This is a genomic window from Pseudomonas sp. N-137, assembly GCF_034555295.1.
GTDB classification, from domain to species: domain Bacteria; phylum Pseudomonadota; class Gammaproteobacteria; order Pseudomonadales; family Pseudomonadaceae; genus Aquipseudomonas; species Aquipseudomonas rhizophila.
Genome location: NZ_JAXUDQ010000030.1, coordinates 645,038 through 670,184 on the forward strand (window position 1 = coordinate 645,038; position 25,147 = coordinate 670,184).

24 protein-coding genes are annotated in these 25,147 nt (G+C 59.0%); all 24 read left to right on the top strand.

Annotation, left to right across the window (positions count from 1 at the left end; genetic code table 11):
* Positions 1-78: 78 nt before the first annotated feature.
* The 24 genes from rfbF to fliE all read left to right on the top strand — a co-directional run bounded on the left by rfbF (position 79) and on the right by fliE (position 25,143).
* Entirely contained in the window at positions 79-852 is a 774-nt protein-coding gene (gene rfbF, locus T3A99_RS24065; RefSeq protein ID WP_047226223.1) for a glucose-1-phosphate cytidylyltransferase, read from the top strand.
* Positions 834-1,916: a CDP-glucose 4,6-dehydratase gene (rfbG, locus tag T3A99_RS24070; protein ID WP_288913533.1), complete on the top strand. Its 1,083-nt coding sequence runs from the start codon at positions 834-836 to the stop codon at positions 1,914-1,916. The genes rfbF and rfbG overlap by 19 nt, the downstream gene beginning before the upstream one ends.
* Positions 1,913-2,473: a dTDP-4-dehydrorhamnose 3,5-epimerase gene (gene rfbC, locus T3A99_RS24075; protein WP_047226225.1), complete on the top strand. Its 561-nt coding sequence runs from the start codon at positions 1,913-1,915 to the stop codon at positions 2,471-2,473. Before rfbG ends, rfbC begins: the two co-directional genes overlap by 4 nt.
* Positions 2,473-3,342 (top strand): NAD-dependent epimerase/dehydratase family protein, encoded by an 870-nt coding sequence (locus T3A99_RS24080; RefSeq protein ID WP_047226226.1) that lies wholly within the window; start codon positions 2,473-2,475, stop codon positions 3,340-3,342. Before rfbC ends, T3A99_RS24080 begins: the two co-directional genes overlap by 1 nt.
* Complete coding sequence (locus T3A99_RS24085) at positions 3,332-4,402, top strand: class I SAM-dependent methyltransferase (protein ID WP_047226227.1); 1,071 nt, start codon at positions 3,332-3,334, stop codon at positions 4,400-4,402. The genes T3A99_RS24080 and T3A99_RS24085 overlap by 11 nt, the downstream gene beginning before the upstream one ends.
* 15 nt (positions 4,403-4,417) lie before the next feature.
* Complete coding sequence (locus T3A99_RS24090; RefSeq protein WP_047226228.1) at positions 4,418-5,155, top strand: cephalosporin hydroxylase family protein; 738 nt, start codon at positions 4,418-4,420, stop codon at positions 5,153-5,155.
* Between the two features lie 50 nt (positions 5,156-5,205).
* Positions 5,206-8,139: a TIGR00180 family glycosyltransferase gene (locus T3A99_RS24095; RefSeq protein ID WP_322834872.1), complete on the top strand. Its 2,934-nt coding sequence runs from the start codon at positions 5,206-5,208 to the stop codon at positions 8,137-8,139.
* Between the two features lie 25 nt (positions 8,140-8,164).
* Entirely contained in the window at positions 8,165-9,166 is a 1,002-nt protein-coding gene (gene pseB / locus T3A99_RS24100; protein WP_047226230.1) for a UDP-N-acetylglucosamine 4,6-dehydratase (inverting), read from the top strand.
* Complete coding sequence (gene pseC / locus T3A99_RS24105; RefSeq protein ID WP_274090316.1) at positions 9,163-10,323, top strand: UDP-4-amino-4,6-dideoxy-N-acetyl-beta-L-altrosamine transaminase; 1,161 nt, start codon at positions 9,163-9,165, stop codon at positions 10,321-10,323. Before pseB ends, pseC begins: the two co-directional genes overlap by 4 nt.
* 4 nt (positions 10,324-10,327) lie before the next feature.
* Complete coding sequence (gene pseF, locus T3A99_RS24110; protein ID WP_274090315.1) at positions 10,328-11,029, top strand: pseudaminic acid cytidylyltransferase; 702 nt, start codon at positions 10,328-10,330, stop codon at positions 11,027-11,029.
* Positions 11,026-12,531, top strand: a complete 1,506-nt coding sequence (pseG, locus tag T3A99_RS24115; RefSeq protein WP_322834873.1) for a UDP-2,4-diacetamido-2,4,6-trideoxy-beta-L-altropyranose hydrolase — start codon at positions 11,026-11,028, stop codon at positions 12,529-12,531. Before pseF ends, pseG begins: the two co-directional genes overlap by 4 nt.
* Entirely contained in the window at positions 12,524-13,576 is a 1,053-nt protein-coding gene (gene pseI, locus T3A99_RS24120) for a pseudaminic acid synthase (protein WP_322834874.1), read from the top strand. The genes pseG and pseI overlap by 8 nt, the downstream gene beginning before the upstream one ends.
* A 196-nt stretch (positions 13,577-13,772) precedes the next feature.
* Positions 13,773-14,699, top strand: coding sequence for a ketoacyl-ACP synthase III (locus T3A99_RS24125; protein WP_160891902.1), 927 nt, complete (start codon positions 13,773-13,775; stop codon positions 14,697-14,699).
* An 84-nt stretch (positions 14,700-14,783) separates the two neighbouring features.
* A complete protein-coding gene (locus T3A99_RS24130; RefSeq protein ID WP_322834875.1) occupies positions 14,784-16,076 on the top strand; it encodes a motility associated factor glycosyltransferase family protein in 1,293 nt (430 codons plus the stop codon).
* A complete protein-coding gene (locus T3A99_RS24135) occupies positions 16,073-16,363 on the top strand; it encodes a hypothetical protein (RefSeq protein WP_288913550.1) in 291 nt (96 codons plus the stop codon). Before T3A99_RS24130 ends, T3A99_RS24135 begins: the two co-directional genes overlap by 4 nt.
* Positions 16,364-16,596: 233 nt before the next feature.
* The gene (locus T3A99_RS24140) at positions 16,597-17,448 is read left to right on the top strand and encodes a flagellin domain-containing protein (protein ID WP_322834876.1); all 852 of its coding nucleotides are present in this window, start codon (positions 16,597-16,599) and stop codon (positions 17,446-17,448) included.
* A gap of 72 nt (positions 17,449-17,520) precedes the next feature.
* Positions 17,521-17,886, top strand: coding sequence for a flagellar protein FlaG (locus tag T3A99_RS24145; RefSeq protein WP_047226239.1), 366 nt, complete (start codon positions 17,521-17,523; stop codon positions 17,884-17,886).
* A gap of 81 nt (positions 17,887-17,967) precedes the next feature.
* Positions 17,968-19,404 carry a flagellar filament capping protein FliD gene (gene fliD / locus T3A99_RS24150; RefSeq protein WP_107322129.1) on the top strand — a complete coding sequence of 479 codons (1,437 nt, stop codon included), beginning with the start codon at positions 17,968-17,970 and terminating at the stop codon, positions 19,402-19,404.
* 134 nt (positions 19,405-19,538) lie between these two features.
* Positions 19,539-19,934, top strand: coding sequence for a flagellar export chaperone FliS (gene fliS, locus T3A99_RS24155; RefSeq protein ID WP_107322130.1), 396 nt, complete (start codon positions 19,539-19,541; stop codon positions 19,932-19,934).
* A gap of 11 nt (positions 19,935-19,945) precedes the next feature.
* Positions 19,946-20,242, top strand: a complete 297-nt coding sequence (locus tag T3A99_RS24160; RefSeq protein WP_047226242.1) for a hypothetical protein — start codon at positions 19,946-19,948, stop codon at positions 20,240-20,242.
* Positions 20,243-20,411: 169 nt separating this feature from the next.
* Positions 20,412-21,887, top strand: a complete 1,476-nt coding sequence (locus tag T3A99_RS24165) for a sigma-54 dependent transcriptional regulator (protein WP_322834877.1) — start codon at positions 20,412-20,414, stop codon at positions 21,885-21,887.
* A 111-nt stretch (positions 21,888-21,998) separates the two neighbouring features.
* On the top strand, positions 21,999-23,207 hold the full coding sequence (locus tag T3A99_RS24170; RefSeq protein WP_173407214.1) for a sensor histidine kinase: 1,209 nt from the start codon (positions 21,999-22,001) through the stop codon (positions 23,205-23,207).
* Positions 23,208-23,212: 5 nt separating this feature from the next.
* Entirely contained in the window at positions 23,213-24,601 is a 1,389-nt protein-coding gene (locus T3A99_RS24175; protein WP_047226245.1) for a sigma-54-dependent transcriptional regulator, read from the top strand.
* A gap of 215 nt (positions 24,602-24,816) precedes the next feature.
* The gene (gene fliE, locus T3A99_RS24180) at positions 24,817-25,143 is read left to right on the top strand and encodes a flagellar hook-basal body complex protein FliE (RefSeq protein ID WP_047226246.1); all 327 of its coding nucleotides are present in this window, start codon (positions 24,817-24,819) and stop codon (positions 25,141-25,143) included.
* Positions 25,144-25,147 lie beyond the last annotated feature (4 nt).

Consider the following 25,147-nt stretch of genomic DNA (forward strand, 5'->3'; position numbering starts at 1 on the left):
GCATCGAAGGTGTAATCCCCGCGCCCGCAAAGCGAAACAACGCTTGGCCGAGCCCGGTGATGGACAAGAGGGGAGACGATGAAGGCAGTTATCTTGGCAGGTGGTCTCGGCACGCGGATCAGCGAGGAGTCGCACCTCAAGCCAAAACCGATGATCGAAATCGGTGGCAAGCCAATTCTTTGGCACATCATGAAGCAGTATTCCGCTCATGGAATCCACGACTTCGTCATTTGCCTGGGTTACAAGGGCTACGCCATCAAGGATTTCTTCGCCAACTACTTCCTGCACACCTCCGATGTCACGTTCGACATGTGCAACAACCGCATGGACGTTCACCAGAACTACAGCGAGCCGTGGCGCGTGACCCTGATCGACACGGGCGAAGAGACCATGACCGGCGGGCGGTTGCGTCGGGCGGCGCGTTATCTGGAAAACGAAGAGGCGTTTTGCTTTACCTATGGCGACGGCGTCTCGGACCTCAACATCGGTGCGCTGGTGGATTTTCACCTGGCGCACGGCAAGCTCGCCACGGTGACGGCGGTCCAACCTCCAGGACGTTACGGTGCGCTGGAGCGCAATGGTGATACGGTCCTTGGCTTTACCGAAAAACCCCGGGGCGACGGTGGCTGGATCAACGGCGGTTTCTTTGTCCTCTCGCCGAAGGTCCTGCCCTATATCGCTGACGACCAGACTTCCTGGGAGGCCGAACCGCTGGCGGCGCTGGCAACGGAACAGCAACTGCAGGCGTTCCAGCACGACGGTTTCTGGCACCCGATGGACACCCTGCGCGATAAAAACCATCTTGAGGCCCTGTGGCAAAGCGGGGAGGCCCCATGGAAACTATGGGGTTGAGCCCGGAGTTCTGGCGCGGCAAGCGGGTGCTGGTCACCGGCCACACCGGTTTCAAGGGCAGTTGGCTGGCGCTGTGGCTGCAAAGCCTGGGCGCTCGGGTCAGCGGTTTTTCCCTGGATCCGGCCACCGAGCCCAACCTGTTCGAGCTGGCAAGGGTGGGCGAGGGCATCGATGATCGGCGCGGTGATTTGCGCGACCTCGGCGCGTTGCTGGAAGTGCTCGCCGACGTGCAGCCGCAGATCGTCCTGCACCTGGCGGCTCAACCATTGGTACGCGAGGGTTATCGCGATCCGCTGGGCACTTATTCCAGTAACGTCATGGGCACCCTGAACCTGCTCGAAGCGGTCCGCCAGATCGGCGGCGTGCGAGCCTGTGTCCTGGTCACTACCGATAAGGTCTACGCCAATCAGGAATGGCTGTGGCCCTACCGAGAAAACGAAGCCCTGGGCGGCCACGATCCTTACAGCAGCAGTAAGGCCTGCTGCGAGTTGCTGGCGCAGTCTTATGCCGCCTCGTTTTTCTCCGCCGATCGTTACGCTGAACACGGCCTGGCCCTGGCCACGGCCCGGGCTGGAAACGTACTGGGTGGCGGTGATTTTGCCCCTGAACGGCTGATTCCAGACGTGCTCAAGGCTTGGTCGGCGGACGAACCGGTGACGCTGCGTTATCCCCAGGCCGTACGCCCCTGGCAGCACGCCCTGGAGCCGCTGGCCGGCTACCTGCAATTGGCCGCGCGCCTCTATGAGCAAGGCCCGGAGTTTGCCGGTGCCTGGAACTTTGGCCCCGGCGAGGCCGACATGTGCAGCGTCGGCGAAGTCGTCCAGTTGCTCGCCGAGCGCTGGCCGCTGGCGCCGGGCCTACGGATCGAACCGAGTGCTTTGCATGAAGCCGGCCTGCTGCGCCTGGACAGCAGCCGTGCCCGTCAGTTGCTGGGTTGGCAACCGCGCTGGTCGTTGCAGCAGTGTCTTGCCCAGACCCTCGATTGGCATTTGGCGTGGCAGAACGGCGATGACATGCGTGCGATAACTCTGAATCAATTGAATCTCTACAGAGGTCGGTTATGACTGATTTCACCCTTCAGGCGTTGGCGCTGGAAGGCTTGTATCTGATCCGGCAAAAAGTCTTCTGCGATGATCGGGGCCGTTTTGCCCGATTGTTCTGTCAGTCCCGCCTCACGCTTCAGGGGCGTCCATTCGCTATTCGCCAGATCAACCATTCACGTACGGTCGAAAAAGGTAGCGTTCGCGGTCTGCACTACCAAAAGCCGGGATATGCAGAGTCCAAGCTGATTACTTGCGTCCGGGGCGCGGTATGGGACGTGGTGGTCGACTTGCGGCCGCAATCCCCAACCTACCTGCAGTGGCATGCCGAGGAGCTGCAAGCCGATGACGGCCGCAGTTTGCTGATTCCTGCCGGTTTCGCTCATGGTTTCCAAGCCCTCACTGATGACGCTGAAGTGCTGTACCTGACTGATGCTGACTACGCTCCGGATCATGAAGCCGGCCTTTCGGTGATTGACCCTGCACTGTCTATACCCTGGCCGTTGCCGGTTAAAAACCTGTCGGTCAAAGACGCGAGTCATCCGTTGCTGGACAAAGACTTCAGTGGAGTTGAGCTGTAATGGGGCATTCCTCGACCGTACTGGTTACGGGAGCCACCGGTTTTGTCGGTCGGCATCTGGTCAGTGCTTTACTCGCTAAAGGCTTCAAGGTTCGAGCTTCTGGCCGAAACGTCGAAATCGCGCGTGCCATGCCATGGTTTGATGATGTGGAGTTTTGCACGGCAGACATCCACGCACCGGACCTGGACGTGGCCGCTCTGACTGACGGGGTCGAGGCCATCGCGCATCTGGCTTGGCCAGGCCTGCCGAACTATCAGGCGCTGTTCCATTTCGAGCGAACCTTGCCTTTGGACTACGCGTTTCTCAAGCGCGTGATCGAGGCTGGTGTCAGCCATGTGCTGGTCACCGGTACCTGTTTTGAATACGGGCTGCAAAGTGGCCCATTGAACGAGACGGTGATCGCACAGCCTTGCACGCCGTATGGCCTGGCGAAACATACATTGCATCAGTTTCTTGAAGCCTTGCAGCGCGAGCGCGCCTTTACGTTGCAGTGGGCACGCCTGTTTTATTTGCACGGCGAGGGACAGAACCCTAACAGTCTGTTGGCCAGTCTCGATCGGGCGATCGACGAAGGTGATGCGCAGTTCAACATGTCTGCGGGCGACCAGTTACGCGATTACCTGGAAATCGGACAAGCCGCTTCTCAATTGGCCTCGCTGATTGCGCGGCGCGATGTCGAGGGGGTGATCAACTGTTGCAGTGGTCATCCGGTGTCGGTGCGGGCTCTGGTTGAACAGCGAGTGCGTGAGCGCCAGTCGGCCATCGCCTTGAACCTGGGGCACTACGGGTACTCGGGTCATGAGCCCATGGCGTTTTGGGGTGATGCTCAGCGGATTTCTCAGCTCAGGAGAGAAGAACATGCAGCATGAACTGTATCGGGCTAGCGGACTGCCGATTCTGCAGAACCGCACATTTGCCACTGCCGAACAGGCTCAGGCGTCGGCCAGCGCGGATATCGTGCTGGTGCAGGACAGCCAGAGCGGTCTGATCTTCAATCAGGCATTCGACGCGAGCAAACTCAGTTATGACGTCGACTATCAAAACGAGCAGGCTCACTCAGTGCAGTTTCAACAGCACCTGAATGACGTCGAAGCGATCCTGGCGCGACATTTCAAAGACAAAAGCCTGATTGAAGTTGGCTGCGGAAAAGGTTATTTCCTCGAGATGCTGCGAGGCATGGGCTACGCCATCACCGGGATCGATCCTTCCTATGAAGGTGATAACCCTGATGTGATCAAGGCTCCCTTCAGTCGGGAGTTGGGGATGGCGGCTGATGCCATTGTGTTGCGCCATGTGCTGGAGCACATCAGCAATCCGGTCGGTTTTCTGACTGAAATCGCCGCTGCCAACCAGAACGGACAGATTTATATCGAAGTGCCGTGTTTCGACTGGATTGTGGAGCACAGAGCCTGGTTCGATGTGTTCTACGAGCACGTGAATTACTTCCGCCTCGCCGATTTGCGCGCAATGTTCGGGACGGTGCACGAGGCGGGTCATTTATTCGGCGGCCAATACCTTTACATCGTTGCGGATCTTTCCACTTTGCGCAGCACACCCGCCGAGGCACCACAGCCGCTGATGCTGCCTGAAAACTTCACCGCCAGCCTCGACCGTGCCGTGCAGATCATCCGGGGCGCGCCTGAGCAAGGTTCGGCGATCTGGGGCGCTTCCTCCAAAGGCGTGATCTATTCATTAGCGCTGCAACGTGCAGGCGTGGCAGTGGATCGCGTGGTGGATATCAATCCAACCAAGCAGGGGCGCTACTTGCCTCTGAGTGGTGTGCGAGTGTCCTCCCCCCAGGAGGCGATGGACACCTTGCCTGAAGGCGCCAATCTGTTTGTGATGAATTCCAATTACTTCGAAGAGATCAAGCGGATGACCGGTGGGCGATACGTCTATCACGCCGTTGACAGCGCTTCGTTCCAATAACCGCGAGATTCGAACATGACCGACAATACTCTTCATAAAACTTTCGAAGCCCAATGCCAGGCTGAAATCTCAGCTCAAGGCCAAGACGAGAAAGTCGTTGCGCTGGCCAAGGAGTTCTTCAACGAATCGGCCCGCCACAAGTACAGCTACCATTTTTCATGGATGGGCCGGCCGATCATCCAGTTGCCGCAGGACATGATGGCCATGCAGGAACTGATCTGGCAGATCAAGCCTGACCTGATCATCGAGTGCGGCATCGCCCACGGCGGTTCGATCATCTACTACGCCTCGTTGCTGGAACTGCAAGGCCACGGTGAAGTGCTGGGCATCGACCTGGATATCCGCCCGCATAACCGTGAAGCCATCGAAAACCACCCGATGAGCAAACGCATCTCGATGATCGAGGGTTCGAGCATCGATGCGGCTATCGCCGAGCAGGTCCATGCAGCGGCCAAAGGCAAGAAAGTCATCCTGGTGCTCGATTCCAACCACACCCACGACCATGTGCTCGAAGAACTGCGTCTGTACGCGCCGCTGGTTTCGGTAGGCAGCTATTGCGTGGTGATGGACACGGTGGTCGAGGACATGCCGGCGGACTTTTTCCCGGATCGTCCATGGGGCCCGGGCGACAACCCGAAAACCGCGGTGTGGAAATACCTCGAGGAAAATGGCGATTTCGAAATTGACCGGCAGTTGCAGAACAAGCTGCTGATCACCGTTGCACCGGATGGCTATCTGCGCCGGGTTCGTTAATTCATCCGTATCAAATCATTGGCGTCTGGCAGGTTGTGGGGACAGGAAATATGCAGGTTCGAAACAATGCTCAAAGCAACGTGGCACCGCTGAACGAGCGGTTCACAGTGGTGGTGATCTCCCACAACCGCAGTGCGTTCCTGCGCCGGACATTGCATTACTACAGCGGCTATCCGTGTTCGGTGCTGGTGCTTGATTCATCGGTCGAGCGCGATGAGCAAATTGCCCGGGACTTTCCCTCGGTCGATTACCGGCACTTGCCTCAGTTCACTTACAAGGGGCTGCAAGACAAGCTGGTGTACGGCGTCAATCAGGTCACGACGCCCTACATGGTGTTCGCCGCCGATGACGATTTCCTGCTGCACGATGCCTTGACCGAATCGGTGGAGTTCCTCGAAGCCAATCCTGACTATGGCCTGTGCCATGGCTACGGGATCATGTATTTGTCCTGCGCCACAGAAGTCTGCTACTTCCGTCGTGATCGCAAGGTGCATGAGGACTACAACAGCGAACTGGCCGAGGACCGTGTGATCCGTTTCATGGATCAGTTCCTTCCGCCGTTCTACGCCGTGACCCGCACCGACCTGCTGCAGCAGTGGTACGGCATGCTGCCGCCAGGCACCAGTTTCGAATGGCAGGAAATCGGTCATACCTTTTACTTGTTGGCGTGCGCCAAGGCGCGGATCTTGCCGATTCCGTTCGCCGTGCGCGAACTCAACTACGGCGGTTCCGAACACAACACCAATGTGTTGACCGTGCTCACCTTCAAGGATGCCAAAAGCGTTGCCGAGCGTGAACAGTTCGCCGAGTTTCTGGCATCCGTGCCTACCCAGCTTACCGAGCAGGCTCCGGAGCGTATCAAACAGATTGCTTTGGACAGTTTTGCGGCCATGGCTGACTGCTTGCAGCAGGGGCGCTCACTCAAAGGTACACAGATCATTCGTTCGGCCTGGCTGGAAGCAGGGGGCGAGCCGATGCGTTCGTTTGGCCCCCAGCAGTTTGTCGAAATGCCATTTTATAATCAGAGGGTTTTCGATCTGCTGACCCAGTTTGAATTCCTGCTGCATGCAATGCCGGCCGGTCGCCTTCAGCTTCAGCAACTGGAAGGCATCCTGCTGCGCCAGCACGAACTGATGCAGGTGCAACCCAACGACAACGAACGCACGATACGCAGCCGCTTGTGGGAAGCCCAAGGTCTTTATGCGTTCAGCCGTACCGTGGTCAAGCGCCTGGCCGAGTCGTTGAAGAACAGCGACGAGCCTGAAGAATCGGTGAAGTTGCAGGCCTGGCTCGAGCGTCTGGACTCGGTGCCGGGGCAGCAGGATCGCCGGTTACTCGAGAACATGCACTCCGGTCGCTTGTTGAGCTGGCTTGAAGCACGTAACCCCGATGAACAGCAACTCAAGTCCATCGCCGCCCACCTGGCCGAGCATCAGGGCGGGCCGCGGTTTGGCATCCTGTTGCTGGATCTGGACGCTGACATGTTCAAGTTGCAGGCTACCTTCGACAGCCTGGTCAACGGCCATTGCAAAGCATTCAACGTCGTGGTGTTCACCACGGGTGACTTGCCGGCGACCACCACCGCGCGTGACACCGTGCACTTCGTCAAAGTCAGCACCACCAATTACGTCGAGCGCATCAATCAGATCGTCGGGCAATCCACCGCCGACTGGCTGTTGCTGGCCGAAGCCGGTGACCAGTTCACCCAAAGCGGCCTGCTGCGCGCCAGTCTCGAACTGATCGGTGCCGAGGGCGTGCGCGCGGTGGCCATGGATGAAATCCAGCGTAAGGCCGATGGCGGCCTCACCGACGTATTCCGCCCGGGGGTCAACCTCGATCTGTTGCAATCGGTGCCTTCGTTGATGGCGCGGCACTGGCTGATTCACCGTGAGGTGCTGACCCAGGCCCGTGGCTTTACCGCGCAATACACCCAGGCCCTGGAACTGGACCTGCTGTTGCGCCTGATCGAGGACGAAGGGCTCAGCGGCCTGGCGCATCTGGCCGAGCCGTTGTTGATCTGCAACGCCCCGACGCAGGAAGAAAACCCTCAAGAGCGTCAGGTGTTGACCCGTCACTTGACTGCCCGGGGCTATCGCGCCCAGGTCACTTCGGCCCAGCCGCTGACCTACCAGATCGATTACCAGCACGCCGAACGGCCACTGGTGTCGATCATCCTTGAGAGCCGCGACAACTTCGAACACATCCAACAGGCGTTGGTCAGCGTGCTGCAGCGTACCCGCTACCATCGTCATGAAATCGTGATTGCCGACAACCACAGCCAATCCGAAGACCTGATCCAGTGGCTGGATAGCCTGGAAGGCAAGGGCGACCGGATTAGCATCCTGCGCAGCGACCGCCGCTTGAGCACTTCGGCGTTGTACAACTGGGCCAGCGGCCAGGCCAAAGGTGACTATCTGGTGCTGCTGTCGGCCCAGGTGCAAGTGGTCAACTCCAACTGGCTCGACAGTCTGCTCAACCAGGCCCAGCGGCCTGAAGTGGGGGTCGTCGGCAGCAAACAGATGGACAACCGCGGTGTCACCACCCAGGCCGGGCTGGTGCTTAAGCCCGACGGCCAGGTGGGCTCGGTGTTTGTTGGCGAACGCAAGGACGCCAAGGGCTACCTCAACGGTCATCAGGTGGAGCAGAGCTACTCGGCGGTGTCGGGCGCTTGCCTGATGATCCGCAAGGAGCTGTTCGAAGCTGTGGACGGCCTGGACGAGGGCCACTTCGCTGAGGCGTTTGCCGATGTCGATCTGTGCCTGAAAGCGTCCGATGCGGGTTATCTCACCGTCTGGACCCCTCAGGCCCAGATGCTGCACCCCGGCACATTCGCCCAAGCGCCACAGGCTGCCGGCGCTCTGCAGGACAAATGGCGGGCGCGCTTTGAACACGACCTGGCCCGTAACCCCAACCTGGCCTTGACCGGCACCGGCTTTGCGCTGGGCACCGCTACGGCTGTCGATTGGTCGCGGTTGCTCGCATAAGCCTGCCAGGCAAAAGGAATCAGGTATGTTCAACGGCAAATCGATTTTCATCTCAGGCGGCACCGGTTCGTTCGGGCGCAATTTCATCCGCCGGTTGCTGGAGCAGTACCAGCCCAAGCGGGTGGTGGTGTTTTCTCGTGACGAACTCAAGCAGTACGAGATGCAACAAACCTTCAATGCCCCGTGCATGCGTTATTTCCTGGGGGACGTGCGTGACGCCGACCGTTTGCGCCAGGCTATGCGTGGGATTGACTACGTGGTGCACGCGGCCGCCCTCAAACAGGTGCCGGCGGCGGAATACAATCCCACCGAATGCATTCGCACCAACGTCAATGGCGCCGAGAACATCATTGCGGCGGCCATCGATAACGGTGTGAAAAAAGTCGTTGCGCTGTCCACCGACAAAGCGGCCAGTCCAATCAACCTGTACGGCGCGACCAAGTTGCTGTCGGACAAACTGTTCGTGGCGGCCAACAATATCGCGGGTGAACAGCAGACCCGGTTCGCCGTGGTGCGCTATGGCAACGTTGCCGGCTCCCGGGGCTCGGTGGTGCCGTTCTTCAGCAAGCTCATTGCCGAGGGTGCGACGCAGCTGCCGATTACCGATGAACGCATGACCCGCTTCTGGATCACCCTCGACCACGGCGTGCAGTTTGTGCTCGACAGCTTTGCCCGCATGCACGGCGGTGAAGTATTCGTGCCAAAGATTCCGTCGATTCGTATCGTCGATCTGGCGTCGGGCATGGCTGGGCATTTGCCTCACAAGAACGTTGGAATTCGTCCTGGCGAAAAACTCCATGAGCTCATGGTGCCGCTCGATGACGCGCGCATGACCATCGAGTTTGCCGATCACTACACCATCCAGCCGTCGATTCGCTTCACCAGCGTGGATGTGGATTTCGCGCTGGACAATTTGGGGGAGTGCGGCAAGCCTGTGGCGGAGGACTTCGAATATCGCTCCGACACCAATCCGCACTTTTTGTCGGTTGATCAGATTGCCGACCTTCATGCCCGGTTACCGACATGATTCCCTACGGGCGGCAAAGCCTCGATCAAGCTGACATCGATGCGGTGGTCGCGGTATTGCGCTCCGATTGGCTGACCCAGGGGCCGGCGCTTGAGCGTTTCGAACAGGCCATGGCCCTTCGTTGCCAGGCCGATCACGCCGTGGCGGTGTGCAATGCGACCGCCGCGCTGCACATTGCCTGCGTGGCGGCGGGGCTGGGGCCAGGTGATTGTTTATGGACCACCCCCAATACGTTCTTGGCCTCGGCCAACTGCGGGCGTTATTGCGGTGCGCAGGTCGACTTTGTCGATATCGATCCGCTGACCTGGAATCTCGATGCCGATGCCCTTACCACAAAGCTTGAAGAGGCCGAGCGCGATGGAACGCTGCCCAAGGTGTTGGTGGCGGTGGCGTTCTCGGGGCAAAGCTGTGACATGCGTAGAATCGGCCAGCTATCGGAGCGATACGGTTTCACAGTGATCGAGGATGCTTCCCATGCAGTGGGGGCGTCTTATGCGGGCCGGCCGGTGGGCTGTGGCGAATTCGCGGACATGACGGTGTTCAGTTTCCACCCGGTGAAAATCATCACCAGCGCCGAAGGCGGCATGGTCCTGACCAATCGCCCGGACCTGGCACAGCGCCTGCAACGCCTGCGCAGCCATGGAATGACCCGCGACGCCGGACAAATGACCGAGCCCAGCCATGGACCGTGGTATTACCAGCAAGTCGAGTTGGGTTTCAATTACCGCATGACAGATCTGCAGGCCGCGCTGGGACTCTCGCAGTTGAACAAGCTGGACGGGTTCATCGCACGGCGCCGTGAGCTGGCAGCGCGATACCATCGTTTGCTGGGCGGTTTGCCATTGACCTTGCCCGGCTTACAGCCCGAGGCGGAGTCGGCCTGGCATTTGTATGTGGTGCGCCTGCAACTCGATGGCATCACCCTGAGCCACCTTCAGGTATTCGAGGGCTTGCGTGCGGCCGGGATTGGCGTAAACCTGCATTACATTCCAGTTCATTTGCAACCGTATTACCGTGACCTGGGATTCGCCACAGGTGATTTTCCCCAGGCCGAACGTTATTACAGCGAAGCCATCAGCTTGCCCATGTTTCCTTCCCTCAGTGATGAACAGCAGGACTATGTGGTCGAGCAACTGCGCCGATTGCTTGAGGAGTAACCAGGTGAACGCCATCGCGATCATTCCCGCCCGGGGCGGCAGCAAGCGGATCGCTCGCAAGAACCTGAAGCTGTTCGCTGACGTGCCCATTATTGTCCACTCGATTCGCACGGCTCTGGCCTCGGGGCTGTTCGCTGAGGTGATTGTCAGCACCGATGACGAAGAAATCGCCGAGCTGGCGCAGGTTCATGGCGCGCGGGTACCGTTCATGCGTCCGGCCGCGCTGGCTGATGATTTCACCGGGACGGCAGCGGTGATTGCCCATGCGGTGGGCGAGTTGCGCGAGCGGTCGTTCGATTTCGCCTGTTGTATTTATGCCACTGCGCCGCTGTTGCAGGCGCGGTTCCTGCGTGAGGGATTTGAGTTGTTGCGCGAGCACCCTGACAAGTCGTTCGCGTTTTCAGTGACCGGTTTTGGTTTTCCCGTCCAACGGGCCTTGACCCTGGATGAGCAGGGCGCGCTGACCCCGCTTTATCCGCAGTTTCGCGACACTCGCTCTCAGGACCTGCCGGAAGCTTTCCAGGATGCCGGCCAGTTTTATTGGGGGCGTCGGGAGGCCTGGTTGCGGGGGGACGTGCTGTTTTCCCCCAACAGCCTGCCGGTGATTCTGCCCCGCCATCTGGTGCAGGACATCGATACCCCTGAAGACTGGAAGCGGGCCGAATACCTCTACGCCGCCTTGAAAGCAGGCGGGGAACTGCAATGAGGGTGCTGATTCGCGCGGACGCCTCGCCAACCATTGGCAGCGGGCACATTGCTCGCTGTCTGACGCTGGCTCGCGTGTTGCGTGGGCAGGGAGCGCACGTCGCGTTTGCCTGTCGCTCGCTGTCAGGGCATCGATTACAGGCACTAGAAACCGAGGGCTTCGAAACATTTGCCTTGCCGGATCTTTATCCCGGCGAGGACCCGCTGCAGGCGATCGAGTCGTTGCTGCCCTGGCAGGCGGATATCACTGCGTTGGAACAGGCCTTGCGCGCTCAGCAGCGTTTCGACTGGATCATCGTCGACCATTATGGCCTGGACCATCATTGGCAAACCGCCGCACGGCGCTTTGCGCCCCGGATCATGGCCCTGGACGACCTGGCAACACGTACCTATAGCGTCGATCTACTGCTCAATCAGAACCTGTCCGGCACCCGGGCCGCGTACGCAGGGCTATTACCCGAGCACTGCCAGACACTGCTCGGGCCGCGGTACGCGTTGTTGCGTGATGAGTTTTGTGGTCGGGCGATTGAGCTAAAACCCAAGGTCAGACGGGTACTGGTTAACTTCGGCGGGTTTGATGCCGCGATGCAAACCCATCACGCCATGCAAGCGCTGGCGGATTTTGATGATCTTGACGTCGATTTTGTCGCCGGTGCCGACAACCCGGCCTGGGCTCAGATGCAGGCGATAGTGGCGACTCGGCCGCGCTGGCGGTTGCACAGTTTCGTGCGCAACTTTCATCAGCTCATGTTCGAGGCGGACCTGTTCGTCGGCGCCGGTGGAGGTACCAGTTGGGAACGCGCCGCGATGGGCCTGCCTACGATTTGCATTGCGGTGTCGAACAATCAGCAGGCCAATGGCGAGGTTATGGCGACGCTCGGCGCACACGTTTATCTCGGACCTCGGGAGACGGTCAGCGTCGAGCAGTTGCGCCAGGCCATCGGGTTCGTTGCGGACAATCACGGCATGCGCTGTAGCTTGTCCCAGCGCTCACGGCAATTGGTCGATGGCTTGGGCGCAAAAAGGGTCGCAGCGACGCTGGCCGGTGCCTTGCTGCGGATTCGCCCGGCCACGCAAGCCGACGCCCGGCTGCTTTTTGACGGACGTAACGCCGAGGCCGTGCGCCGCGTATCGCTGGATACGTCGATCATTGACTGGGACCGTCATTGTCAATGGCTGCAAGCAAGCCTGGTGAACGCACAGCGCCTGTTGCTGATCGGTGAAACCACGGACGGGCCCGTGGGCGCGTTACGTTATGACTTGCAAGGCACCGAGGCGCTGGTGTCGATTTATCTGTTCGAAAGTCGCCTGGGGCTGGGATGGGGCAGGGCGCTGCTGGCCCGAGGCGAAGCCTTTGCCAGCGCCCATTGGCCTCAACTGCGGACTCTCACCGCGCAAATACTGCCTGGTAATCAAGCATCCCTGAACCTGTTTCGGCAGGCCGGTTTTATTCAAAGTACCTGCGTGTTTACGCGTGTATTGAAGGATCACCCCCATGAGTAGTTTCAAGATCGGCCACCGCAGCATCGGGGCGCAGGTGCCACCGTTCATCATTGCCGAAATGAGCGGCAACCATAACCAGTCCCTGGACGTGGCGTTGCAGATCGTCGAGGCCGCCGCCCGGGCCGGTGCCCACGCCTTGAAGCTTCAAACCTACACCGCCGATACCATGACGCTGGATTTGAGCGAGGGTGAGTTCTTCATCAAGGACCCCAACAGCTTGTGGGCCGGGACCTCGCTTTATGACTTGTACGAAAAGGCTCATACACCGTGGGAATGGCATGCGCCGATTTTCGCCCGGGCCAAGGCGCTGGGCATGCTGGCGTTCTCGACGCCGTTTGACGAGACAGCCGTGGATTTCCTCGAGAGTCTGGACGTGCCGGCCTACAAGATCGCCAGTTTCGAAAACACGGATCTGCCGCTGATCCGTCGGGTCGCCGCCACCGGCAAGCCGTTGATCATTTCCACCGGCATGGCCAGCATCGCAGAACTCGACGAAACCGTGCGTGCCGCCCGCCAAGCCGGCTGCAAGGATCTGGTGCTGCTCAAATGCACCAGCACCTATCCGGCCACGCCGGCCAACAGCAACGTGCGCACCATTGCTCATTTGCGAGAATTGTTCGGCTGTGAGGTGGGCTTGTCGGACCATTCCATGGGCGTCGGGGTGTCTGTCGCCGCCGTGGCGTTGGGCGCGACCGTGGTGGAAAAACATTTCACTCTTGACCGCGCCGCTGGCGGAGTGGACGCCAGTTTCTCGCTGGAACCGGCGGAACTCGCGGCGCTGGTGATCGAAACCGAGCGCGCCTGGCAGGCGCTTGGGCAGGTGCACTATGGCGTGACGGAGGCTGAGCGCAAGTCGCTGGTCTATCGCCGGTCGCTGTACGTGACGCAAGACATGAACCCTGGTGATGCGTTTACACCGCAGAACCTGCGGGCCATCCGCCCGGGTCTGGGACTGGCTCCCAAGTATGCAGACGCCGTGATGGGCCGGTGCGCTCGCCAGGCGATCGCGCGGGGTACACCCCTGGCCTGGGCACTGGTTGAATAGCTTTGTGATCGAGCTAATCAGTAAAATCGCGTGACCTGTGAGTCATAACGCGCATCTTCACTGTATTGTATTGACCGGGAAGATGGCGCCTGGCCCTTATCAGGCCCAGTGATAGCCCTTTACACTTCCCGTTTGTCGGCGCCCCTCGAATCCTTGCGAGCGGTGGTATTGGGCTGTTTTTAATTGGGAAGCCGTAATGATTGGCATAAAAGGCATTGCGAGCTACGTTCCTGTAGCCGGCGTGGATAATTACGCACAAGGTGCGAAGTTCGACAAGGATGAAGAGTTCATCCTGGGCAAGATCGGTTCCGCCTTCTTGCCGCGCAAGGATGACGGGCAGGAAACCTCGGACCTGTGTGTAGAAGCGGCCAATGCGCTGTTTGCCAACAATCCCGGCCTGAAACGTGAATCTGTCGATGTACTGATCGTCGTTACCCAGAACGGCGACGAAGAAGGCTTGCCTCACACGGCGGCCATCGTTCAGGACAAGCTGGGTTTGCCGACCACTGTCGCAGCGTTTGATATCTCCCTGGGCTGCTCGGGTTATGTCTATGGCATCTACGCCATCAAGGGCTTCATGGAAGCCGCCGGCCTGAAGAATGGCCTGCTGATAACGGCGGACCCGTACTCGAAAATCGTTGATCCGGAAGATCGCAACACCACGATGTTGTTTGGTGACGCCGCTACCGCTACCTGGATGGGCGAGGATGCATCGTGGCACTTGGGCAAGGCCAAGTTCGGCACCGACGGTTCCGGTGCGCCGCACCTGAAGGTCAGCGACGGGGTGTTCTTCATGAACGGTCGCCAAGTGTTCAATTTCGCCTTGATCAAGGTTCCGGCTCATTTGCATGAGTTGCTCGCCGAGTCCGATCTGCAGGCCAGCGACATCGATGCGTTCTGCATTCACCAGGGCAGTGCGGCGATTGTCGATGCGGTGGCGCGGCGTTTCGAAGGCGAGCCGGAGAAGTTCATCAAGGATATGGTCGAGACCGGGAACACCGTGTCGTCGAGCATTCCATTGCTGCTGGAAAAGCACGTGCTCGATTCCGACTGGAAACGCGTGGCGTTAAGTGGTTTTGGCGTGGGCCTGTCCTGGGGCTCGGCGATCATTTATCGTCCTTGAGCCGTTAAAGCCCGAGCACAAAAAATAGCGTCCAAGGTGTAACCTTGAACGCTATTTTTTTGCCTGATGGAAAAGCGAGACGCCATGAGCGAGTTCTTTGAGCGCAATTTCCAGGTGATCGAGCAACGTTGGCCGGCCGTGGCCCAGCGGCTGCTGCTGGAGAATGCCGGTGAGTTGCAGGCCGATCTGGTGGAGGGCCTGGGTTCGACCCTTAGCATCAACGGCATCCAGCTGACCAGCCGGCATGACCGTCTCGCCGAAGCCGACCTGCAAGCCGGCAGCCTGCCGCCAGACGCCACTGCGGTGCATGTCTATGGCACCGGGCTGGGGGATCTGCAAAACCGGCTGCTGGAGCAGGCAGAGGTTGAACATCTGTACGTGCATATCCTCAATGGCTCAGTGTTCGCCCTTGTGTTGCAGTTGCTGGACCAGTCGTCATGGCTTGCTGACCCGCGTGTCGAAATGCTTTACGCCGGCGATCTGGCGGAACTCCAGTTGCCGTTTTTCGCCCTGCCCGCCGAACTGGTGCTGGCCGACGATTTCAACGCGAAGATACGCGACCGGCTGATCAGTGAAACGCATCTGGCCTTCAACAACCGGGAATTCGACCCACGGGCTCCGGAGATCATCGAGCGTCTGCAATCCACCTTCGGTCTCGTGCAAAGGGATCGCGATGTCGCCGAGCTGTTTGGCACCCTCAATGGACGCGAAGTTTTTGTCATCGCCACCGGGCCAAGTCTCGAACAGCACTTTGAGCGGTTGCGCGGCTTGAATAGCCAAGCCGAGCGGCCGCTATTGATCTGTGTCGATACGGCCTATCGGCCCTTGATCACCCAAGGCATCCGACCGGATATCGTGGTCAGCATTGATCAACGCATTTCGGCGCGCCACCTTCCGCCCGAAGACACCGGCGACATTGCCCTGGTTTACCTGCCAATGGCGGATCCATCGGTGATTGAAGCCTGGCAGGGTCGCCGTTATGCCGGTTATTCCGCCAGCCCTGTCTATCATCAAATGCGCCAGCAACTGCCTCGGGGCGAGCTGTACGTAGGTGGCAGCGTGATTCATCCGGCCGTGGACCTGGCCGTCAGGATGGGCGCAGCGCAGGTCACTTTGTTCGGAGCCGATTTCGCTTTTCCCCATGACAAGACCCATGCGGGTTGGGGCGACGGAGACCTGGGGCCACAGTTGGACGCATCCAGGCACTGGGTGCTTGATGGCCATGGCCAGCGGGTCAAGACTCAGCTCAACTTCCGTAGCTATTTGTGTGAGCTGGAGCGATTTGTCGCCGGGCACCCTCAGGTGCGCTTCTATAACAGCAGTCGAGACGGAGCGATGATCGTGGGCACTGCTTTTCATCCGGAGTTTGTGCGATGAGCGGCCTTGAGGTGGTCATCGAAGACGCGCGCGGGTGTGCTCGGCTGTTTCGTCTTGGCCGCGATGTCGAGGCGGGGCTGGCGATGGTTGCAATGGTCGAGGCGGCCCAGCCTTTTGTCGAGCTTATGCCAGGCGATGTCCAGTCATCGTGGGGCGGTTTGCTTGGCTTGATGTTCAACGATCAGCAGGCTCAGAACTGGCTTTCGCTGGCGGATTATCTTGAGTTCGAGTTGGTTGAGCTATTGACCTCTGGTTCAGGCGGTTTAAGTCTTTTCTCCCTCCGCTAGGGCCGCCGCCTGGACGAGTGGCGGTTCCGGCATTTCCCTGACGTCATTTTTTTACCTTCTGAGCGCTGCCAAGTCCTTGATTTACGAGGGGTGGCACCCTGATGGCAAATTATTTGAAAAAACAGCTAAAGCAAGTTCCGATTACGACGATAACTATTACGAAGGTTCTCTAGGCCACACCCGGCGGTTGCCAGGGCCGGAAGCCGCAGTACCCAACCAACGAGGAATTCGTCATGGCTTTAACAGTAAACACCAACGTCACATCGTTGAACGTTCAGAAGAACCTGAACCGGGCTTCCGATGCTCTCTCCACTTCGATGACCCGTCTGTCTTCCGGCCTGAAAATCAACAGCGCCAAAGATGACGCCGCCGGCCTGCAGATCGCTACCCGTATGACTTCGCAAATCCGCGGTCAGACTGTTGCGATCAAAAACGCCAACGACGGTATCTCCATCGCTCAGACCGCTGAAGGCGCTCTGCAGGAATCCACCAACATCCTGCAGCGTATGCGTGAACTGGCTGTCCAGGCTCGAAACGACTCCAACGGTACTGCTGACCGTGACGCTCTGAACAAAGAATTTGCTCAGATGTCGGACGAACTGACCCGTATCGCCGAGTCGACCAACCTGAACGGCAAGAACCTGATCGACGGTTCCGCTGGCACCATGACTTTCCAGGTCGGCTCCAACACTGGTGCTACCAACCAGATCACTCTGACCCTGGATAGCGGCTTCGACGCTGCAACCTTGAGCGTTGACTCTGCTGCCATCGCCATTACCGGTAACGACAGCGCCACGGCCGAAGCCAGCACCGCTGCTGCAATCGATGCAATCGACGCTGCTCTGGCAACCATCAACGCCAGCCGTGCTGACCTCGGTGCTGCACAAAACCGTCTGACCAGCACCATCTCCAACCTGCAGAACGTCAACGAAAACGCCGCCGCTGCACTGGGTCGTGTACAAGACACCGACTTCGCTGCTGAAACTGCCCAGCTGACCAAGCAGCAGACTCTGCAACAGGCTTCCACTTCGGTTCTGGCCCAGGCCAACCAACTGCCATCCGCTGTACTGAAGCTGCTTCAGTAATAGTCGGATGAGTTTTAGCGGGGGAGTGCGCTTGCGTACTCTCTCGCTTTTTCCGTTCAAGAGGTGATGGACATGGATATGAGCGTGAAGCTGAACTTGTCTTATCCAGCTGCGAAGCCGGCGACGACATTTGCCGACAAGCCAGTGGAGAAGCCTCGAGCCGATGCTGCCACCGTGGTACCGGTCAAGGATGAGCCAAAAGACGCTGAGGCCGAGCAGGAAAAGCTGAAGAGAGCGGTTCAGGAGATCGAAACCTTTGTTCAGTCGGTCAAGCGCAACCTGGAGTTCTCAATCGATGAGCCTTCAGGCAAAGTGGTCGTCAAAGTGATTGCCAGTGGTTCCGGTGAAGTGATTCGCCAGATCCCTAACGAAGAAGTGCTCAAACTGGCGAACAGTTTGAATGATGCAAGCAGCCTGTTGTTTAGCGCACAAGCCTGATAGCTGGCACGAATTTTGTTGTTTGGTTCTTTTGACGTTTTAAAGGTCAAAAGACCGGCGGCACACTGAAGGGAGTCCCACATGGCAAGTCCAATTCTACCTGGCTTGGGTTTAGGCTCTGGCCTTGATACCGGTGCTATCGTCAAGGCATTGGTGGATTCTGACAAAGCAGCCAAGCAAGGTCAGATTGACCGTGCCACCAAGACCAATACCGCCAATATTTCGGGGATCGGCACCCTGAAGTCACTGTTGGCTACCTTCCAGTCCGCGCTTGAAAGCCTGGGCAGCACCACCACGCCTCAATTCACCGGTGTTTCCGCTACTTCGGCCAATACCAGTGCGCTGACGGTGACAGCCGGGAATTCGGCGGTAAGTGGTATCTACTCGGTCAAAGTCACTCAGCTGGCAACCTCCTCAAAAGTTGCCACGGCGGCTTTTGCAGGTGGTGCTTCCAGTGCGGTGGAGACCGGTACGCTGACCATCAGCCAGGGCGGTACGGATTACACCCTTGATATCCCTGCTGATTCGACGCTGCAGTCGGTTCGGGACGCTATCAACAGCAAATACTCCTCCAGCGGTCTGACCGCCAACATCGTGACCGACAGTTTTGGTTCACGTCTTGTGGTGGGCTCGACTAAAACTGGTGCGGGTAACGATATTTCCCTCAGCGGTGTTGCCAGTCTTGCGGCTGACGGCTCTGTAGCGATGGCTACCCCCCCCACCGCGACTTCTTCAGGTTCTCTGGTGTTCGCACAGGATGCCGAGTTCAGCGTCGACGGCCTGGCGATGACCAGTCCGACCAACAAGTTGGATAACGTGGTCTCAGGCTTGAGTATGACGTTAGTCGTTGCCGATACCGGCCCGACGACCGTCACCGTTGCTGCCAATACCGACGGTCTGAAAGCTTCGATCCAGAAATTTGTCGATGCTTATAACGCGATCGCGAAGGCCGTGACTTCCCTGACCAAGCCATCGACAGATGCCGAAGGTAACTCGGTTCCGGCAGCATTGACCGGCGACTCATTGCCTCGTTCGCTTTTGGCGGCTATTCGCGCGCCTTTGTCCGAAACCGGTGCTGGCGATAAGCTGACCGTGTTGTCGCAGCTGGGAATTACCACCAATCAGACGACTGGTGCCCTGGATTTTGACAGTACAAAGTTCGCAACCGCTGTGAACGAAAAGCAATTGGGTGGGGAAATCCAGACCCTCTTCACTGGGGAGAATGGCCTGATCGAGCGCATGCAGAATGCACTCAATCCCTACACGGAGACCAGTAAGAAGGACTCCAACGGGAAGACCGTGGATAACATCCTGACGGCTCGATCCAAGAACCTGGAAGTTCTCAAGGCGAAACTGAGCGAAGATCAGTTGGCCCTTGATCGCCGAATCGAGACCCTCACCGCGGTGCTGACCAAAAAGTACAACGACATGGATACCCTGGTGGGCAGGCTGAAAGCCACTGCCAGTAACATCACCTCGATGTTCGAAGCCATGACGGCACAGCAGAAAAACAGCTGATTCTGGTCGATACACAAAAGCCCGGTAGCGTCTCAGGACGCTCCGGGCTTTCGGCTTTTTCGATCTAAAGTTTTTTGACGCGGCGTCGATACGCTGTTTATACGAACCGAAGTTTTTTTTTGATGAGGTAGAACATGAATCCGATGTTAGCCCTTCGCCAATACCAGAAGATTGGCGCCCAGGCGCAAACCTCCGAAGCAAGTCCCCATCGTCTGGTGCAGATGCTGATGGAGGGCGGGCTGGACCGCATTGCCCAGGCCAAGGGTGCGATGGAGCGCAAGGATATCGCCAATAAAGGCGTACTGATCAGTAAGGCCATCGGCATCATTGGCGGTTTGCGTGAAGGCCTGGACCTGGAAAACCAGGCCGCGTCGGTCACCGAGCTGGATAGCCTCTATACCTACATGATGAAGCGCCTTGCCGAAGCCAACGCCAAGACTGATCCGAAGATCCTCGACGAAGTCGCCGATCTGCTGAGCACGGTCAAGGAAGGTTGGGATGCCATCGCCGTACCGGGTCCGCAATTCTAAGGAGCACGCTCATGAGTCTTGTCTTGCAGCGAATCGAACAAACCCGTGATGCCCTGGTCGGTGCCCTGGCCGAGCGCAACTGGGAGGCAATCGGTCAATTGGACCTGGCTTGCCGTTCCTGCATGGAAGACGTTCTGAGCGAGCCTGAGGTAGACGAGGCGGCGTTGCGGAGCAATCTTGAGGAGTTGCTGGGGGTCTATCGGCAGCTGCTGGAGGCGGCCACTGGCGAGCGTCAGGCGATTGTCGACGAGATGTCGCAGATCCATCAAGCGCAGAACGCGGCAAAGGTTTACCATCTGTTCGGTTAACGCTCAGTTAATCCGAACAAAGTGCGCCATAAATTTGACTGTGCACGGTTTTTTGACTTAACTAGTGGCTGTTTACAGATTTCAGGCGTCTACAGGCATGACAAGTCTGCAAGCGTCTAGCTTGCCCCCAAATTCCGGGCATTGAGTTGACTAGGGAAGTTGCTATTGCATGTGGCGTGAAACCAAAATTCTCCTGATCGATGACGATAGCGTCCGCCGCCGCGATTTGGCGGTGATCCTAAATTTTCTTGGTGAAGAAAATTTACCCTGCGGAAGCCATGACTGGCAGCAGGCCGTCGGCTCTTTGTCGTCCAGTCGTGAGGTCATTTGCGTTCTGATCGGAACCGTAAATGCACCCGCAACGCTTTTGGGCTTGCTAAAGACACTCTCAACCTGGGATGAGTTCCTTCCGGTTTTGTTAATGGGCGAAAATTCTTCCGTTGACTTGCCTGAGGACCAGCGCCGCCGGGTACTTTCCACCTTGGAAATGCCTCCCAGCTACAGCAAGTTGCTCGATTCGCTGCACCGCGCCCAGGTTTATCGCGAGATGTACGACCAGGCGCGCGAGCGCGGCCGGCATCGCGAGCCCAACCTTTTCCGTAGTCTTGTTGGCACCAGTCGGGCGATCCAGCATGTGCGCCAGATGATGCAGCAGGTCGCCGATACCGACGCCAGCGTGTTGATCCTGGGTGAGTCGGGCACCGGCAAGGAAGTGGTTGCGCGTAACCTGCACTACCATTCCAAGCGTCGCGAAGCGCCGTTCGTGCCGGTCAACTGCGGTGCGATCCCGGCCGAGTTGCTCGAGAGCGAACTGTTCGGACACGAGAAGGGCGCCTTCACCGGCGCCATCACCAGCCGGGCCGGGCGGTTCGAGCTGGCCAACGGCGGCACGCTGTTTCTCGATGAAATCGGTGATATGCCGTTGCCGATGCAGGTCAAGTTGCTGCGAGTCTTGCAGGAACGCACCTTCGAGCGCGTGGGCAGCAACAAGACCCAGAGCGTCGATGTGCGAATCATCGCCGCGACCCACAAGAACCTCGAGAGCATGATCGAGGTGGGCAGTTTCCGCGAAGACCTCTATTACCGCCTCAATGTTTTCCCGATTGAAATGGCACCGCTGCGTGAGCGGGTCGAAGACATCCCGCTGCTGATGAACGAACTGATTTCGCGCATGGAGCACGAGAAGCGCGGCTCGATCCGTTTCAACTCGGCGGCAATCATGTCCCTGTGCCGCCACGGTTGGCCGGGTAACGTCCGTGAGCTGGCCAATCTGGTCGAGCGCATGGCGATCATGCATCCCTACGGTGTGATCGGCGTGGTCGAGTTGCCGAAGAAATTCCGTTATGTCGACGATGAAGACGAGCAAATGGTCGATAGCCTGCGCAGCGATCTGGAAGAGCGCGTGGCGATCAACGGCCATACGCCGGACTTCACCGCCAATGCCTTGCTGCCACCAGAAGGCATTGACCTCAAGGATTATCTGGGAGGCCTGGAACAAGGCCTTATCCAGCAGGCCCTGGACGATGCCAACGGTATCGTGGCCCGCGCCGCCGAACGCCTGCGCATCCGTCGTACCACCCTGGTGGAGAAGATGCGCAAGTACGGCATGAGCCGTCGCGAAGGAGATGAACAGGCGGATGATTGACGCCTGTTTTCCAACCGCCTGATTTTTCAGGCGGTTTTTTTTCGGCACGGGTATTGCTACATCCCTCGCAACGTTCCGTTTAACTGACGGTCAGCCAAGCGAGAGAGCACGATGACCCAAGCCGCCCAGATCTCACCTGTCCCCGAGCCGGGGATCATGCCGTCCGCCGAGCAGGCAAGCCGGGTTGGACTTGAGCAGGCCTTTTCGCTGTTCGACCAGATGTCCAGCCGGTTGACCGATTCCTACAGCCTCCTCGAAGCTCGCGTCACTGAGCTCAAGGGCGAGCTGGCAGTGGTCAGTGCCCAGCGCATGCAGGAGCTGGCGGAAAAGGAACGGCTGGCTAATCGGCTGCAAAATCTCCTCGATCTGTTGCCCGGTGGCGTTATCGTCATCGATGCCCATGGTCGCGTGCGCGAAGCCAATCCGGCGGCCTGCGAGCTGCTTGGCCTGCCATTGGAGGGCGAGTTGTGGCGGCACGTCATCGCCCGCTGCTTCGCCCCGCGTGAAGACGACGGCCATGAAGTGTCGCTCAAGGACGGTCGGCGCCTGTCCATCTCCACTCGTTCGCTGGACGCCGAGCCCGGGCAATTGGTGCTGCTCAATGACCTGACTGAAACCCGTCACCTGCAAGATCAACTGGCCCGCCACGAACGCCTGTCTTCCCTGGGGCGGATGGTGGCCTCGCTGGCTCATCAGATTCGTACGCCGCTGTCGGCCGCTTTGCTGTACGCCAGTCATCTGACCGAGCAGCAACTGCCGGTGGAAACCCAGCAACGCTTCGCCGGACGCCTGAAAGAGCGGCTGCACGAGCTGGAGCATCAGGTGCGCGACATGCTGGTGTTCGCTCGTGGCGAGTTGCCATTGACCGATCGCGTCACCCCCAAGGTCTTGCTGCAATCCTTGCAAGCCGCCGCATTGACTCACGTGCAGGACCTGCCAATTCGCTGGCAATGCGACAGCCATGCTGGCGAGGTGTTGTGTAATCGCGACACCCTGGTGGGCGCAGTGTTGAACCTGATCGAAAACGCGGTCCAGGCCAGCGGCGGCGACGTCCGGCTCAAAGTGCACTTGTTCACACGGGGCAACACCTTGCGCTTGTGTGTCAGTGACAGTGGTAGCGGCATCGAGCCAGCGGTGCTGGCGCGTTTGGGCGAACCCTTTTTTACCACCAAGACCACAGGCACGGGCTTGGGCCTGACCGTAGTCAAGGCAGTGGCGCGTGCCCATCAGGGAGAATTGCAACTGCGCTCGCGTCTGGGGCGTGGCACCTGTGCACTGGTGCTTTTGCCATTGTTTTCCAGTACGCCGGGAGTGGAGTGAAGGTCATGGCGATCAAGGTGTTACTGGTTGAGGATGACCGGGCCCTGCGTGAGGCGCTGGCCGATACCCTGGTGCTGGCCGGGCACGATTACACCGCCGTCGGTTCGGCGGAAGATGCTTTGCTGGCCGTGGCTCAAGAGACCTTCGGCCTGGTGGTCAGTGACGTCAACATGCCGGGCATGGATGGGCACCAGCTGCTTGGTTTGTTGCGCGCCCGCCAACCTCAATTGCCGGTCCTGCTGATGACTGCCCACGGTGCCGTCGAGCGTGCCGTGGATGCCATGCGCCAGGGGGCTGCGGATTATCTGGTCAAGCCGTTCGAGCCCAAGGCGCTGTTGGATCTGGTGGCCCGCCATGCCTTGGGCAGCCCTGCCGTCGAGGGTGAAGGCCCGGTCGCGATCGAACCGGCCAGTGCGCAGTTGCTGGCGTTGGCCGCGCGGGTGGCTCGCAGCGACTCCACTGTTTTGATTTCCGGCGAATCCGGCACCGGCAAGGAGGTGCTGGCGCGCTACATTCACCAGCAATCCCGGCGTGCCAGCGAACCGTTCATTGCCATTAACTGTGCGGCGATTCCCGACAATATGTTGGAGGCGACGCTGTTCGGTCACGAGAAGGGCTCGTTTACTGGCGCCATCTCGGCCCAGGCCGGCAAGTTCGAGCAGGCTGACGGTGGCACCATTCTGCTCGATGAAATTTCCGAAATGCCCCTTGGCCTGCAAGCCAAGCTGTTGCGCGTGTTGCAGGAGCGGGAAGTGGAGCGGGTGGGTGCGCGCAAGCCTATCAGCCTGGATATCCGCGTGGTGGCGACCACCAACCGCGACCTGGCTGGCGAAGTGGCGGCAGGGCGTTTTCGCGAAGACCTTTACTACCGTCTGTCAGTATTTCCGCTGGCCTGGCGACCGTTGCGCGAGCGCACCGCCGATATCCTGCCGCTGGCCGAGCGTCTGCTGACCAAACACGTCAATAAAATGAAGCATGCGGCAGCCAGGCTGTCCCCCGAGGCCCAGGCGTTTCTGATCGCCTACCCCTGGCCTGGCAACGTACGGGAGCTGGATAACGCGATTCAGCGGGCATTGATTCTGCAGCAGGGCGGTCTGATCCAGCCGGAAGATTTTTGCCTGAGCGGTCCGGTGGCCTGCGCGCCATTGCCGGCCGTGTCAGCGGTCCCGGCGTTCGCCCCTCCGGCGGAAGTGGAGGGCGAATCGGCCGGTGCTTTGGGAGACGACCTGCGTCGTCGCGAATTCCAGATGATCATCGACACCCTGCGCGCCGAGCGCGGGCGTCGCAAGGAAGCGGCCGAGCGCTTGGGGATCAGCCCGCGCACCCTGCGCTACAAGCTGGCGCAAATGCGTGACGCCGGCATGGACGTCGAGGCCTACCTGTTCGCCAGTTGAGTGATGTGCACCGAATATCCCTTGTGGGAGCGGGCTTGCTCGCGAAAGCGATTTACCAGTCGCCGTTGCATTGACTGAACCACCGCCTTCGCGAGCAAGCCCGCTCCCACATGCATTTGTTTTTTACGGTCACGGAGCTGGCACCCTTGTTGCTAATACCTGTGTACCCGCTGAGTAAGTGTCAAAAAAATGCGGGCCGCCAGAGAGAGTAGACCATGAGCCAAGGTATTGAATTTAATCGGTTGATGCTGGACATGCGGGCCATGCAAATGGACGCCATGGCACAGCCTAAGTCGGTCGCGGTCCCGGAAGTGGGCGCCAGCAGTTTTTCCGACATGCTCGGTCAGGCCGTCAATAAAGTGAACGATACCCAGCAGGCATCGAGTCAGTTGGCCAGTGCTTTCGAGATTGGCAAAAGTGGCGTCGATCTGACGGACGTGATGATCTCTTCGCAGAAAGCCAGTGTCTCGTTTCAGGCGTTGACCCAGGTTCGTAACAAGCTGGTTCAAGCCTACCAAGACATCATGCAGATGCCGGTCTAAGGAA